The organism is Streptomyces sp. BK340 (assembly GCF_007827595.1).
Lineage (GTDB): Bacteria > Actinomycetota > Actinomycetes > Streptomycetales > Streptomycetaceae > Streptomyces.
In genome coordinates this window covers 449972-465037 of sequence record NZ_VISR01000002.1, presented here as the reverse complement: position 1 = coordinate 465037, position 15066 = coordinate 449972, and the positions used below count along the sequence as shown (strand labels likewise).

General features: G+C 72.4%; 10 protein-coding genes. 2 read left to right on the top strand and 8 right to left on the bottom strand.

The window, feature by feature from the left end; translation table 11 throughout:
* Positions 1–135: 135 nt before the first annotated feature.
* The 3 genes from FB157_RS05470 to FB157_RS05460 all read right to left on the bottom strand — a co-directional run bounded on the left by FB157_RS05470 (position 136) and on the right by FB157_RS05460 (position 4902).
* Positions 136–843, bottom strand: a complete 708-nt coding sequence (locus tag FB157_RS05470) for a DUF4255 domain-containing protein (protein ID WP_145876470.1) — start codon at positions 841–843, stop codon at positions 136–138.
* A complete protein-coding gene (locus tag FB157_RS05465; RefSeq protein ID WP_145876467.1) occupies positions 840–4001 on the bottom strand; it encodes a DUF11 domain-containing protein in 3162 nt (1053 codons plus the stop codon). Before FB157_RS05465 ends, FB157_RS05470 begins: the two co-directional genes overlap by 4 nt.
* Positions 4002–4209: 208 nt before the next feature.
* Positions 4210–4902, bottom strand: a complete 693-nt coding sequence (locus tag FB157_RS05460) for a LuxR C-terminal-related transcriptional regulator (RefSeq protein WP_145876820.1) — start codon at positions 4900–4902, stop codon at positions 4210–4212.
* Between the two features lie 233 nt (positions 4903–5135).
* Between FB157_RS05460 and FB157_RS05455 the strand changes: the two genes are divergently transcribed.
* Positions 5136–6479 (top strand): hydrolytic protein, encoded by a 1344-nt coding sequence (locus FB157_RS05455; RefSeq protein ID WP_261386178.1) that lies wholly within the window; start codon positions 5136–5138, stop codon positions 6477–6479.
* Between the two features lie 151 nt (positions 6480–6630).
* On the opposite strand, the gene FB157_RS05450 is transcribed toward FB157_RS05455, so the two are convergent.
* The 5 genes from FB157_RS05450 to FB157_RS05430 form a co-directional block, all read right to left on the bottom strand.
* Complete coding sequence (locus FB157_RS05450) at positions 6631–7476, bottom strand: DMT family transporter (RefSeq protein ID WP_145876466.1); 846 nt, start codon at positions 7474–7476, stop codon at positions 6631–6633.
* The gene (locus FB157_RS05445) at positions 7473–7982 is read right to left on the bottom strand and encodes a YbaK/EbsC family protein (RefSeq protein ID WP_145876464.1); all 510 of its coding nucleotides are present in this window, start codon (positions 7980–7982) and stop codon (positions 7473–7475) included. Before FB157_RS05445 ends, FB157_RS05450 begins: the two co-directional genes overlap by 4 nt.
* A 58-nt stretch (positions 7983–8040) precedes the next feature.
* Positions 8041–8415, bottom strand: a complete 375-nt coding sequence (locus FB157_RS05440) for a hypothetical protein (RefSeq protein ID WP_186581353.1) — start codon at positions 8413–8415, stop codon at positions 8041–8043.
* A 186-nt stretch (positions 8416–8601) separates the two neighbouring features.
* On the bottom strand, positions 8602–10821 hold the full coding sequence (locus FB157_RS05435) for an MMPL family transporter (RefSeq protein WP_145876462.1): 2220 nt from the start codon (positions 10819–10821) through the stop codon (positions 8602–8604).
* 142 nt (positions 10822–10963) lie between these two features.
* The gene (locus FB157_RS05430; RefSeq protein ID WP_145876460.1) at positions 10964–11569 is read right to left on the bottom strand and encodes a TetR/AcrR family transcriptional regulator; all 606 of its coding nucleotides are present in this window, start codon (positions 11567–11569) and stop codon (positions 10964–10966) included.
* Between the two features lie 168 nt (positions 11570–11737).
* Here FB157_RS05430 and FB157_RS05425 point away from each other — a divergent pair, with 168 nt between their 5' ends.
* On the top strand, positions 11738–15043 hold the full coding sequence (locus FB157_RS05425) for a S41 family peptidase (protein WP_145876458.1): 3306 nt from the start codon (positions 11738–11740) through the stop codon (positions 15041–15043).
* Positions 15044–15066: the final 23 nt, after the last annotated feature.

Genomic DNA, 15066 nt, shown 5'->3' with positions numbered 1-15066 from the left:
CCACGTCGTCCCGGACGGCCTCGGCGCCGGGTCGGACAGCGCTCCGGGCAGCCGCGTCGGCCTCGGCACCGGAGAGGCCGGCCACTTCGGCTTCGCTCTCGGCTCGGGCGTCCTCGACGTCTTCGGCGGTGTGTGTCACGGCTGACGGTCTCCTCGGCGGCGGCGTCGGGCGGGGGCGGGCGGCCGTTCGCGCGGGCCGGTGAAGCCCTCCGGGCCCGGATCGCCCGCCTCCGTGTAGCGCAGCCGGCGCCCGGGCGTCACTTCCTCGCCCTCGCGCCCGGCCGCGGAACGGATGACCAGGCCTTCGGTGACCGGGGGCGCGGCGGCCGCGGTCACGCCGGCGAGCGGTGCCCGTACCCGCACCGCGAGCGAGGCCTTCATCTCCCCGCCCAGCGCCGACCACACGTCGGAGGCGGCCGGTGCGTCGAGCGCGGCCCCGGCGGTGTCCAGTCCCACGGTCAGGCCGAGTTCGGCGAGCGTGCCGGTGAGCAGCCGCGCGGGAAGCGTGTCGTTGGCGACCAGACAGGTGAGCACCTGCGAGAGCAGCCGGTGTTCGTCCTGCGGGCGGTTCGCCCACGCCGTGACCAGGTACGTCAGCTCGAACCAGCGCGGCGGGCTGCGCCGCGCCACGAGGTACCCGTCCTCGTCGTACACCTCCCCGGCGCCGCTGCCGCGCCGGGTCGCGTCCTCGCGGATGTGGTACAGGAAGACGCACACCGTCGGGGCGCTGCGGCGCGCCGCCCAGTCCCGGGTGGGGGAGTCGAAGACCACGTCGACGCCCGATGTCTCCAGGCCCGACTCGCCGAGCAGGCGGCGCAGCCCCTCGTCGACCTCGTGGATCACCGGCGGGTCACCTCGTCCGGCGGCTGCACGCTGCCGCTGACCACCAGGAAGTCGGTGGTCACCGGGGAGAACCCGGGGCCCTTGGCGGTGATGACGCGCGGTCCCGTCTGGTCCTTGGCGAGGATGAGCAACTGTCCGATGAACGTGCCGTCCGGCTTCGGAACCGTCGGCGCCGCCGCAGCCGTGATCCCCGGCTTCCAGGTGAACCGCACCGGCACGCCCGGCGGGAAGTCCTTGCCGCGCACCGAGGTGACGAAGCCGGGCCTGCCGATGTCCGGCACCGCGATGATGCGCGGCTGCAGGATGCGCAGCCGCTGCCGTGCGGTGTTGTCGCTCTTGTCGGCGTCCGTGCCGGTGGTGGTGAGGACGCCGGTGACGCGGCCGGTCAGTGCCTTGTCAGGGCTGAGCACGACGCGTACGACGGTGCTCGCGCCCGGCGTCAGGTCCGGCAGCGCGCACACCCAGGAGCGGTCGCAGCCCTCCGGTGGCCCGCTGTTCGGGATGCCCTTGGGCAGGCCGATGCGCAGCCGCAGACCGGTCGCCAGCGCGTTGCGGCCGTTGCGCACCGTGTACGTCACGACCACGCGCCCGCCGACGTAGCCGGGGTTCGGCTGGGCCGTGACGCGCACCCCGGGCCCGGCCTCGGGCTCCTGCGGCTTCGGCGGCACGGGGGGCGGCGGCTTCGGCGTCGGGGTCGGGGTCGGCGTGGGGGTCGGGGGCGGCGTGGCCGCACGCACCGGCACCACGGTCCGGCCCGCGTTGTCGCTGGGCCGCGGATCCAGGACCGTGCCGGTGACCGACCAGTCGACGGGCGCGTCGCCGGCGGTGACCCCGGTGAGGGTGACGTCCACCGGAACGGTCGTGCCGGGCGGTACCACGCCGACGTCGCACTGGAGGGAGGCGGCGTCGCAGGTGCCCCCGGACCAGGTGATCCGGGTGATGCGCACGCCGGACGGCGGGGCGATGGTCAGCCGGGTGCCGGGTGAGGTGGCGGGGCCGTTGTTCACGACGTCGACGCGGACCGTGGTGGAGTCGCCGACGGTCACCTCCGGGACGGTGCCGGGCGCCTTGACGGCGAGGTCCACGGACTGCTGGACGCTGGGTTCCTTCTGCCGGCCCGGCAGCTCGGTCGTGAGCTTCGTGAGCCTGCCGGACGCGATGTCCAGGAGCTTGAGTTTCTCGGGGGTGTTGACCGGACGGCTGGGGCGGGCGCTGATCACCAGCCCCTTGCCGTCGGCCGTCCAGGCGGCGTCCCGCGGCTGGAACGGGCCGGTGTTCTCCGGCAGTTCCCGGCCGCAGGCGCCGGGCAGGCCGCGGGCGGCGGTGGGCAGCAGCACCTGGCAGTCGCCGCCCGACAGCGACGTCAGGAGGATGCCGTTCTGCTCGTCGATCCGGCCGGCGCCGTTCTTGCGGTTGAAGGCGATACGGAGACCGTCCGGGGAGAACGCCGGGCTGTCGTCGATGACCTCGCAGCTGCCCGGGCAGATCCTGGCGCTCAGGTCGCGCTGCCGGGTCAGGTTGTTCACGGGCACGGTCCAGATGTGCTTGTCGCCGCCGCCCCCGTTGATCTCCATGTTGCGGGTGAAGGCCAGGGTGGTGCCGTCGGAGGACCAGGTGGGCTGGGCGTCCTGGCCCTGGAGCTGCCCGGCCGGCGGGGTGATCTCGCCGGTGATCGCGCCGGTGGCGGCCTCCGCGATCAGGATGCGGCTGGGTCCGGCGGCCTGTCCGGCTCCTCCCGGCGAAGTCCGGGTGAAGGCCAGGTACTTGCCGTCCGGGGAGAACGTCGGGTCGGTGTCCCAGTCGTTCGCCCCGCGTCCCGCCAGCGGCAGGGGGGCGGCGTTGGAGCCGTCGGCGTCCGTCATCCAGATCCGCTCGATCCGCCGGCCGTCGGAGTTGTTCTCGAAGCGGGTGACGACGATCCGGCGGCCGTCGGGCGTGTAGTTCTGCCGCTCGGTCCACGGGTCGTGTCCGGCCGCGGGCTGGAACAGCGGGTCCTTGGCGGGGTCGGTGTTGGTGTCGGCCGCGGGGTCCTCGTCGAGGATCGTCAGCCCCAGGTCGCGGGGGTCGGCCCCGTCCATCCGGATGTCCTGCAGGGTCACCGTGTGCGGGGTGGCCGCCGAGGTGCGCTCCACTACCACGCCGCCACCGTCGAGCGGGCCGAGCCAGGTGGGTGAGAGGACCTCGCGGTTCTCGTTGAGCTCCAGCTTGGGGACCTGGTCGGAGTGGGCGTTCGCCCGGAACACGTGGTCCCAGTCGCCCTCGCACTCGCAGGTGATCTCCGGGCTCAGGAACAGCACCCCGTCCCCGTCGGGCAGCCACGCTGCCCCATGGGCACGCCACTGTGCCCGCGCGCCCCCGAGGAGCGGCTCGTCACCGGTGCCTTCCGCGTTCGTCACCCTCAGCCGGGGCACGGACCGCCCGTCGACGGTGGTCGTGGCGGTGTACGCGATCCAGTTCCGGTTGTCGTCGTCGTTCACCGGGTTCCACGCCGGTTCGGTGGCCGTGCCGTTCGCCGGGTCGGTGACCCGGGTGGCGGTGCCGCCGTTCAGGGGCCGGACGTAGATCTGCCGGCCGGCCGCCGGGTCGCTGTCGCTGGAGTAGGCCAGGCGCTGCCCGTCCGGGGACACCGTCGGGCAGTCCTCGTCGGCGGGTGTGTCGGTCAGCCGGGTCAGGCCGGTGCCGTCGGTGCGCACCAGCCACAGGTCGCGCTGCGTCCGGCCGTCCGGGCCGCCGGACTGGGCAGAGTCGAACACCACGGCCCGGCCGTCCGGCGTCAGCCGGGGGTGTGCCGCGTCCATGCCCCTGGTGAGCCGGCTGACCGAACCGTCGGCGGACCGCAGGTAGATCTGCGGGTTCTTCTCGTCGCGGCGGCCGGCGAAGACCATCTGGTCGCCGAGGGCGGACGGCTGGACGTCGTTGTGGGCCGGCCCCGCGCCGAACAGCGGTGTGCTGGAGGTGGTGGTGGCGACCCGGCCGAGACTGCGGTGCCGGGTACCGGCGTACGCGACCCGGGTGGCCGCGGCGTCGGCCGCCCCCGCCCGGGGTTCGGCGCTGCCCGGCCCGGCGGCCGCGGCCACCCCGAGCAGCGGGACGAGCAGCAGCAAGGCCGAGCCGAGTCTCCCCAGGCGGTACCGCCCGCCGGAGCCAGCGGTTTCCATCGCGGTCCCCTTCGCAGTGTGGTGCGGCATCCGGATGTGCCCCCGCCACCGTGCACCGGTCGCGCGCGGCGCGGCAGGGCGGCGGGGCCGTACCCGGGGGAAGCGCGCGGTGCGCTTTCGGGCAGTGCCGGCTTCCCTGCCGTCACCGGGCCGGCCGCCGGCCGGTCCTCGGCCCGGTCCGACGGCGCCGTCCGTCGGATCAGCCCGTTCAGATCAGCCCGTTGCGCAGCGCATAACCGACCGCGTGGGCCCGGTTGCGCAGCTGCAGCCGGGTGATGATCTCGTGCAGGACGTTCTTGACGGTTCGTTCGGAGTACGCGGTCTTGCGGGCTATCTCCGCGGTGTCCAGGCCCTCCGACACCAGGCGCAGCATGTCCGCCTCGCGCGTCGTCAGGGTGGACAGGGACAGGCTCCCGTGGTCGAGCGCCGAGCGCTGCAGGCTGCCGACGTGGGAGAGCAGCTTGCCGAGCAGGTCGCCGGGCAGCACTCCCTCGCCGTTGGCCAGCGCCAGGACCAGGCGCAGGAGCTGGTCCTGATCGGCCTCGGCGCGGCGCAGCACCGCCGCGACGCCGCACTCGATGACGCGTTGCAGTCCGCCGGCGCCGAGGGTGCCGACCACGAGGCCCGTGTGCGTGGCGTTGTTGTGCCGCAGCCGGTTGAGCAGGGCGGCGACGTCGTCGTCGACGCTGTCCACGACCACCAGTGACACCTGGGCCCGGTCCGCGGCGGCCTCGTCCACCAGGTCGATCTCGGGGCGCTGGCGCAGCTGCTGGACGATGCCGGTGCGCAGGACGGGATCGGCGGCGTAGACGGCCACCGTCACCCGGTTCGGGCGATCCGGGCGGGAGGTCCGGTAGGTCGAGTCGATCCGAGCGGCAGCATGCGACGTGGGGTCGGACATAACAGGGCCGTTCTCCTCAACACGGGACATGATGTACCTGCTTCATGAGTTCATGGGGGGTAGGAAGTGCATCTTGAGGCGACCACGGGAGGGCGGCGCCCGGGAGGCGGCGCGCCACATCAACGACCCGCTGTCACAAAGCCGTTCGATTTGACTTCACGGGCACCGCGACTGCCCGGATGTTGCCCTCGCGCTCCTCGCCGCGCTCGGGAGCGCTCTCCTAGCGTGCTTGCGTGACGCCTTCCGCAGCCTCTTCCGGACCCGGTGCGCCCGGCCTCGACATCCCGGCCGTGACGGTGACGCCGGGTGACATCGCCACCACCACCCTGACCGTGCGCAACGACAGTGACATCGTCGAGGCGTACAGCCTGGAGGTCGTCGGGGACTGCGCCCCCTGGACCACGGTGGAACCCGCGCGTGTCTCGCTGTACCCCGGTACGTCCGAGACGGTGACGATCCGTCTGGCGCCGCCGCGCTCCCCGGAGATCCGGGCCGGCGACAAGCCGCTCGGCGTGCGGGTGCTGCCGACCGAGCACCCCGAGTCGGTGCGGGTCCTCGAAACCACCGTGCATGTCGGGGAGTTCCACGAGCTGCAGACCGAGCTGGCCCCGCGCCGCCGGCGCGGCTGGCTGCGCGGCCGCTACCGGCTGGCCGTGCGCAACCAGGGCAACACCCCGGTGCAGGTGGGTTTCACTCCCGGCCAGGCCGGCGAGGAGCTGGGGTTCGCCTTCGCCCCGGCGGAGCCGAAACTGGAGCCCGGTGAGTCGACGGAGGTCGTGCTGCGGGTCCGCACGGCCAAGCCGGTGTGGTTCGGCAATCCCGTGGTGTGGCCGTTCACCGTGGACACCGCCGAGACCGGGGACCAGGAGGCGGCCGCGGAGTCCGGGCGGGACGAGCCCGCCGTACGGGCGCCGCTGGACGCGGAGTTCGTCCAGATACCCGTCTTCCCGAAGTGGCTGCTCGCGCTGCTCGCCGCGCTGCTCGCGCTGTTGCTCGCCTGGTTCACACTGGTCCGTCCGGCGGTGCGCAGCGCCGCCAAGGAAGCGGCCCACGAAGCGGTCCAGCCCCGCCCCACGACCGCCGGGGACCAGGGTTCCGGGGACTCCCCGGGCACCGGTGGGAACAACAAGCCCGGCGGCAAGGCCTCGGGGGCACCGTCCAAGACCGGTGGTGGGGGTGACGGCGGCTCGGGCGGCGACGGCACCTCCGGCGGCGCCGGCCGGCAGAGCTCGGCGACCATCGACCTGAAGACGTCCGGCGGGCAGACCAGGACCGGTACCTACAAGGTGCCCGAGGACAGTGTCTTCGGGGTCACGGACATCGTCGTCGCCAACTTCCAGGGCGACGAGGGGGTGCTGACGATCACGTTCGGCGAGCGCAAGATCACCACGATCGCGCTGGAGACCTTCCGGAACCAGGACTACCACTGGGTGACCCCCATCAAGATCCCCGCGAACGACAGCGTGACCATCAACGTGACGTGCGCGAAGCCGGGCACACCGGCCACGGGCCGTCAGGCACAGGGGTGCCACGAGGTCCTGAACGTCAGCGGAGTGCTCAGCCGCACCGGGGAATGAACCGGTCCTTCCGATTCCGGGACATTGTCGATCGTTACTGAGGGCTTATGTAAAGGGTTGGATTTTGTTCCGGCCGGAAATCGGCAATCCCGGACCAAAAACCACACCCTTACCGAAAGGAACAGGTCGGTCCCGGCTGCCGGGGCGCTCGCTACCCCGCGTGCAGCATCAACCCGATCCCCACGACCAGCAGACCCGCCGCAGCCATCCGCGGCGCGCCGAAGCGCTCCTTGAAGAACAGGGCGCCGATGGCCGCGCCCACGATGATCGAGGACTCGCGCAGCGCGGCGACGGGGGCGAGGGCGGCACGGGTCTGGGCCCACAGGACGAGGGCGTACGCGGCGACGGACAGGGCGGCGCCGAGGAGGCCGACGAAGGCGTACGGCCGTAGCTGCCGGACCGTGTCACCGCGCACGCGTGCGTACATGTACGCGGGCACGAAGACACCCTGAACGGCCATCAGCCAGGCGATGTAGCCGAGCGGCGCGTGCGAGGCGCGTACGCCCAGGCCGTCGATCACCGTGTACACGGCGATGGTCAGACCGGTCGCGAGGGCGGCTCCGATCGCCGCCCAGTTGGGCCGGTGGCCGCGCAGCCCCCACAGACTGACGCCGGTGAGCCCGACGCACGACACGACGATGCCGGCCGCCGCCCACGCGCCGGGCACCTCGTGTGCGAACAACGCCGCCAGCACGGTCACCACCAGCGGTGCGCTGCCGCGCGCGATGGGGTACGTCTGCCCGAAGTCGCCCAGCCGGAACGAGGTCATCAGCAGGGCGTAGTAGGCGATGTGCACGCACGAGGAGGCGAGCAGGTACGGCCAGGCCGCCCCCGCCGGAAACGCCACGAACGGCGCCGCCGCGAGCCCGATGAACATGCCGCCGCCGGAGATCAGCGTGAAGCCGACCAGTTTGTCGGTGATGCGGTGCGCGATGGCGTTCCAGCTGGCGTGGGTGACCGCGGCGAGCAGTACCGCCGCGGTGACCAGCGGCGTCACGCGGTGTGCTCGCGGACGTCCACCAGGTCGGCACCGGCGTGCGCGACGAGTGCCTTCGGCTCGATCGGGAAGACCGTGTGCGGGGTCCCGGCCGCCGCCCACACCACGTCGTGCGCGAGCAGCGAGCGGTCGGCGAGGACCCGGGTGCGGGTGCGGTGGCCGAACGGCGGTACACCGCCGATGGCGTAGCCCGTGGTCTCACGTACGACGTCGGCGCCGGCCCGGGTGACCTTCCCGGCCCCCAGCACCTCGCGCACCCGCTCCACGTCCACCCGCGAGGCCCCGTCCATCAGCACCAGCACCGGCACCCCGTCCGCCGCGAAGACCAGCGACTTGCAGATCCGGCTCAGCTCGCACCCGAGGGCGGCCTCGGCGGCGGTGCGGGTGGCCTCCGGGAACCGGCGGGTGCGGGCGAGGAGTTCCTCCAGCCCGAGCGCGCGGAGGGCTTCGGCGAACCGGGGGTGGGCTCCGGACTCTTCGGCGTCAGTGGCGGCTGTCGTCGTCATGGTGGGCACGCTACGACATCGCCCGAGCCGCGCTCACGGGGTTTTCCGTGCGGCCGTGTCAGCCGGCCCGGACCCATGTCCACAGGGCCAGGGCCGTCGGCACCGGGAAGGCGAGGGCACCCAGCAGGAGCAGTCGGGTGAGCGGGGCGAGGCGGCGGACGCCGGGGGCGAAGGCCAGTGCGAGCAGGGCCGCCGCCGCGCCGACGACGGTCAGGGCGTACGGGAGGGCGAAGCCCCGGATCTCTGCCCAGGACGCGCCGTCCGCCAGGCCCCACACGGCCACCATGCCCACGAGGAACGTCAGCCAGCCGACCGAGGCGAGGGTGAGCACCCAGAGCAGGACGGCCAGCAGGCCCACCGCGGTCTCGCCCCGGCGCTGCCGCGGCGCCGGCTGGGCGGGGCCGTACAGGTTCGCGTACGTCTGGGGATTCACCGGCGGTTCCTTTCGTGCCTGTGCGGACGACCACGATCTTCCGCCCGGAGCCGCCGGTGCGGCATGGGCGCGGGTACTCAGCGGGTACTCATCCGCCCCCGCGCCCCGTCTGAGTCACAGAAAGAAGCCGGTGAGGGCGCCCCGTCCCCACGGATCCCTCACCGGCGGTCCTTCATCGGCCGTACGTCAGACGCGTACCAGCTCCCGTTCCCCGTCGGGGTCGGTGTCCCGGCGCTCCTCTGCCGTGCGCAGGCCCTCGCCCTCGACATCGACGTTGGGCAGCGCGCGGTCCAGCCACTTCGGCAGCCACCAGGCCTTCCTGCCGAGCAGTGCGAGCACCGCCGGGACGATGGCCATGCGCACGATGAACGCGTCGAAGAAGACGGCGACGGCGAGTCCGAAGCCGATCATCTTGACCATCGACTCGCTGGAGCCGATGAAGCCGGAGAAGACGGCGATCATGATGACCGCGGCGGCCGTGACGACCCGTGCGCCGTGCTTGAAGCCGGTCACGACGGCCTGGGCGGGCTTCTCCCCGTGGACGTACGCCTCCCGCATGCGGGTCACGAGGAACACCTCGTAGTCCATGGCGAGACCGAAGACCACACCGACCATGAAGATCGGCATCATCGACATGACCGGGCCGGTCTCCTCGACGTTCATCAGGCCCGACAGCCAGCCCCACTGGAAGACCGCGACCACGGCGCCGAGGGCCGCCATCACGCTGAGCAGGAAGCCGAGGGCCGCCTTCAGCGGGACGAGGATCGAGCGGAAGACCACGATCAGCAGCAGGAAGGCCAGGCCGACCACGAGGGCGAGATACGGCAGCAGGGCGTCGTTCAGCCGCTGCGAGACGTCGATGTTCATCGCCGTGGAGCCGGTGACCAGCACCTTCGCGTCGGTCGCCGAGGTGATGTCCGCGCCCTTGCCGCGGATGGCGTGCACCAGGTCCTCGGTGGTGGTCGAGGACGGCTTGGAGTCCGGGATGACGGTGATCGTCGCGGTGTCGCCCGCCTTGTTGGGCGCTGCCGGGGTGACCGTGACGACGTCCTTCAGGCCCTTGATCTCGTCGCCGACCTTGGTGAAGGCCGCCTTCGGGTCGTCACTGCCCTTGGCGTCGACCACGACCATCAGCGGGCCGTTGAAGCCGGGTCCGAAGCCGTCGGACAGGAGGTCGTAGGCGCGGCGCTGGGTGGTGGAGACCGGCTGCGAGCCGTCGTCCGGCAGGCCGAGTTCGAGGGAGGCGGCCGGGACCGCCGCCGCGCCGAGGCCGATCACACCGAGCAGCAGGACGGCGACCGGGCGCCGTACGACGAAGCTCGCCCAGCGGGTGCCCATGTTGGGGCGGTCCGCCTGCTTGGGCCGACGGCCGCCGCCGAGCAGCTTGCTCTTCTCACCGGCCAGCTTGATCCAGCGGCCCGCGTAGCCGAGCAGCGCCGGGATCAGCGTGAGGGCGATGAGGACCGCGATCGCGACCGTGCCGGCGGCCGCGACACCCATCTTGGTCAGCATCGGGATGTTGACCACGGACAGGCCCACCAGAGCGATGACGACGGTCAGGCCGGCGAAGACCACCGCCGAGCCCGCCGTGCCGACGGCCCGTCCGGCCGCCTCCTCGCGCTCGCGGCCCTCGGCCAGTTCGGAGCGGTAGCGGGAGACGATGAAGAGGGCGTAGTCGATGCCGACGGCGAGGCCGATCATCGACGCCAGGGTGGAGGTGGTCGTGCCCAGGTCCAGGGCGTTCGCCAGCGCGGTGATCGTGGAGACGCCGATGCCGACGCCGATGACCGCGGTCAGCAGCGGGAATCCGGCGGCGAGCAGCGAGCCGAAGGTGATGACGAGGACGACCGCGGCGACCGCGAGGCCGATGACCTCGCTGGAACCGGTCTCGGGCGCCGTCTGCAGCGCGTCACCGCCGATCTCGACCGTGAGCCCGGCGTGCCGCGCGTCCTGCGCGGCCTCCTTCAGCGCGTCGCGCGAGGAGTCCTCCAGCTCCATGCCGGAGACCTTGTACTTCACCGAGGCGTAGGCGATCGTGCCGTCCTTGCTGACGGCGTGCCCGACGTACGGGTCGGCGACGGAGACGACCTCGGAGCCGCTCCGCAGCTCCTTCACCGTCTTCTTGACGGCCGCCTTGTTGTCGGCGTCCGTCATCTTCTCGCCGTGCGGCGCCTTGAAGACGACCCGGGCGGTCGCGCCGTCGGCGCTCATCCCGGGGAAGCGCTGTTCCAGCAGGTCGAAGGCCTTCTGAGCCTCCGTACCGGGGATCGAGAAGGAGGAGTTGCCGGCGGCCGGCGCGGAGGCGGCGCCCACCCCGGCGAGGGTGAGCAGCGCGACCCATATGAGGGCGACGAAGTGCCGTCGCCTGAAGGCGAGCCGGCCGATTCTGTAGAGGAACGTGGCCACGAGGGCGTACTCCCGGTCAGGTCGTGGGGTTCATCTGGGCAGGGGCGATCAGCCCGACGACGTGAGCGGTGACGTCAGGTGGTGGGCATGCTGGGGAGAGGGTTCAGCCGGCGGGTCCGGCCGAGGGGCTCGGCCGGCGGGTTCAGCCGGCGGTGGCGCCGAGGGCGGGGAGGACCACGGCGTCGATGTACGAAATGAGGAAGGCCTGGGTCGGCGGCTTCTCGTCGATCATCGTGCGGGCTGCGAACCCGCCGATCATCATGTGCATCACGAACTCGATCGCCGGGTTGTCCGCGCGGACCTCGCCCCGGTCGACCGCCCGCTGCAGCACATCGCGGAACTGGGCCATCTCCGGCTCGATCAGATGGTCCCGGAACGCCCGCAGGAGGTCCGGGTTGCCATGGATCGCCATGGCCAGACCCCGCATCAGCGCGGAGTTCTGTTCCATCTCGCAGTCGTCCGAACGCATGGTCAGGGCGTGCAGGTCGCCCTTGAGCGACCCGGTGTCGATCTCCTCGAGACCGAAGCCGCCCGGCTTGTTGTGCCGCACCGCCTTGGCCACCAGCTCGGCCTTGCCGCCCCACTGGCGGTAGAGCGTCGCCTTGCTGGACCGGGTGCGAGCGGCCACGGCGTCCATGGTGAGGGCGTCGTAGCCGACTTCGCGGAGCAGTTCGAGCACGGCCTCGTACAACTCGGCCTCGCGTTCGGGCGTGATCCGACTGCGACGCGCTGCGGCGACCTCAGTCATGCTCCTCACCTTCCCCAACGCGGTCGCCCGCTCCGAACGACACGGTTTCGTACGTGACGAATGTACCGCAGCAGCAAGCGAAACGAAACGGTTTCGTACGTGTGCTGGGTCACGCGTGTCGGTTTTCCATAAGTTGCTGGGCCACCGCCCCCGGAAAAGCATGGGGAGGTGAGCTATCTGCGCCTTCCCCACCTCAGCGGCGACCTGCTGTGCTTCGTGGCCGAGGACGACCTGTGGCTGGCCCCCCTCGACTCCCCCGGCCGAGCCTGGCGGCTCACCGTCGACCGCACCAAGACCGGCCATCCCCGCTTCTCCCCCGACGGCCGCCAGATCGCCTACACGAGCTGGCGCAGCCTCATGCCCGAGATCCATCTCGTCGCCGCCGAGGGCGGACCCGCGCGGCAGCTGACCTACTGGGGCAGCGTCGACACCCAGGTCTGCGGCTGGACACCGCCCGACGCGGACGGCCACAGCGACATCCTCGCCGTCGCCTCCCACGGCCAGCCCTTCTCCTACTACACCTGGGCCTACAAGGTGCCCACGGACGGCGACCCCGGCCGCAAGCTGCCCTGGGGCCCGGTCGCCGACATCCAGGTCGCCGACATCGACGACGTGCACATGAGCCTGCTGCTCACCGGCACCCCGCCGCACGAACCCGCCTCCTGGAAGCGGTACCGGGGCGGCGCCATGGGCCGGCTGTGGCTGCACGGGCAGCGGCTGCTGGAGGGGATCGGCGGGCATCTGGCCTCCCCCATGTTCGTCGCCGGCCGGATCGCCTTCCTCTCCGACCACGAGGGCGTCGGCAACCTCTACTCCTGTGCCTACGACGGCTCCGACCTGCGCCGCCACACCGACCACGACGCCTTCTACGCCCGCAACGCCGCCAGCGACGGCACCCGGGTGGTCTACCAGTGCGCGGGCGACCTCTGGCTGGTGGACGACCTCGCCCCGAACGCCGTACCGCACAAGCTCGACATCCGGCTGAGCGGCCCGCGCGCGGGACGCCGCAGGTACCAGGTGCCGGCCGCCCAGCACGTGGACGGCATCTCCGTGGACGAGACCGGACGGGCCAGCGCCGTCGTCGTGCGCGGCAGCCTGCACTGGCTGACGCACCGGGACGGCCCCGCGCGCACGATCACGGACACGCCCGGCGTGCGGGTCCGGCTGCCGGAGATGCTCGGCTCGACCGGGCAGGTGGCGTACGTGACGGACGCCGAGGGCGAGGACGCCATCGAGATCGCCCACCTCCCCCGCGCCAGCGGCGACCGCGCCCCGCGCCGACTGGCCTCGGGCGAGCTGGGCCGGGTGCTGGAGACGGCGTCCGATCCGCTGGGCGAGCGGCTGGCGATCGCGTCGCACGACGGGCGGTTGCTGCTGATCGACGTGGCGGAGGGGACAGAGGGGCCGGCAGGGGCGGAGGCGGCCGACGGGGATGTGGCCGAGGGCTCGGACGGGCAGGTCGCCGAGCTGATCCGGTCCGTCAACGGGCCCGTCCGCGACCTCGCCTTCTCCCCGGACGGATCCTGGCTCGCCTGGTCGCAGCCGGGCATCGGCCGCTCACTGCGGCAGATCAAGCTGGCCCGCATCAAGGACCGGCTGATCGTGGACGTCACCAACGGCCGCTTCGAGGACGAGAACCCCGTCTTCACCCGCGACGGCCGCTACCTCGCCTTCCTCTCCTGGCGCGGCTTCGACCCGGTGTACGACGTCCACACCGGAGACCTGTCCTTCCCGCTGGGCTGCCGCCCGTACCTGGTCCCGCTGTCCTCCGCGACCCCGTCCCCGTTCGCCCTGAACCCCGAGGGCCGGCCGGCGGCGGGCGGGCTCGACCCCGTCGAGGACGAGGAGACCGGCGAGGCCGGCACGGTGACCGTGGAGGTGGAGGGCCTGGAGAACCGGGTGACGCCGTTCCCGGTCATCGCCTCCAAGTACTCGGCGCTGCACCCGGTCGCGGGCGGCGGCCTGGTCTGGCTGCGCTGGCCCATCTCCGGCGCGCTCGGCGAGACCTTCGTCAACCCGGCCGACATCAGCGGACGGCCGACGCTGGAGTACTTCAACATCACCAAGGCGAAGAAGTCCGAACTCGTCGACCACCTGGACTGGTTCGCGGTGAGCGGGGACGGGACCCGGCTCGTGGTGGTCGACGAGGGGGATCTGCGGGCGGTGCCGTCGACCGAGTCCGGCGACAGCGACACGACCGTGTGGATCGACCTGCGCCGCATCCTGCACGAGGTCGACCCGGCCGCCGAATGGCGCCAGTCCTACGAGGAGGCAGGCCGTCTCATCCGCTCCTACTTCTGGGACCCGGGCATGAGCGGCATCGACTGGGACGCCGTGCTCGCCCAGTACCGGCCGCTCGTCGAACGGGTCGCCTCCCCCGACGAGTTCGCCGACCTGCTGCGCGAGGTCCTGGGCGAGCTGGGCACGTCGCACGCCTATGTGACCGCCGCCCGGCGCAACGAGGGCCCGCCGCACTACCAGCGCTGGCAGGGCCTGCTCGGCGCCAACTTCGTACGCCGGGACGGCGGCTGGACGGTCAAGCGGATCCTGCCCGGCGAATCGTCCGACTCCAAGGCCCGCTCGCCGCTGGCCGGGACCGGCATCCAGGAGGGCGCCGTCCTGACCCATGTGGACGGCCGCCCGGTCGACCCGGTGGCGGGACCGTATCCGCTGCTCGCGGGCTCGGGCGGCACGACCGTGGAGCTGACCTTCGCACCGGCGGAGGGCGAGACCGGCGTGCCCCGGCGGGTCGCCGTCGTCCCGCTCGTCGACGAACGGCCGCTGCGCTACCAGGACTGGGTCACCAAGCGCCGGGAGGTCGTCCGGGAGCTGAGCGGCGGCAAGTGCGGCTACCTGCACATCCCGGACATGGGCGGCTCCGGCTGGGCCCAGTTCAACCGGGACCTGCGCATGGAGGTGTCCCGGCCCGCGCTGATCGTGGACGTGCGCGGCAACGCCGGCGGGCACATCAGCGAACTCGTCATCGAGAAGCTCAGCCGGACGATCGTGGGCTGGGACCTGACCCGGAACGCGCAACCGGTGTCGTACACCTCGAACGCGCCCCGGGGCCCGGTGGTGGCCCTGGCGGACGAGGCGACCTCCTCCGACGGCGACATGATCACCGCCGCCTTCAAACTCCTGAACCTCGGTCCGGTCGTGGGGCAGCGCACCTGGGGCGGAGTCGTCGGCATGACCGGCCGGCACCGCCTCGGCGACGGCACGGTGATCACGGTCCCGATGAACGCCGCCTGGTTCGACGCCTACGGCTGGTCCGTGGAGAACCACGGCGTCGCCCCCGACCTGGAGATCCTGCGCACCCCGCTCGACTGGGCCGAGGGCCGGCACGCCCAGCTCGACGACGCCGTACAGCTCGCCGTGGAGCTGCTGGAAACCAACCCCGCGGCGGTGCCCCCGGACTACAGCGACGTACCGGACCGGTCGAGGCCCGAGCTGCCGCCCCGGGCGACGCCCTGACGAACGACGAAGCGGGGTGCCCG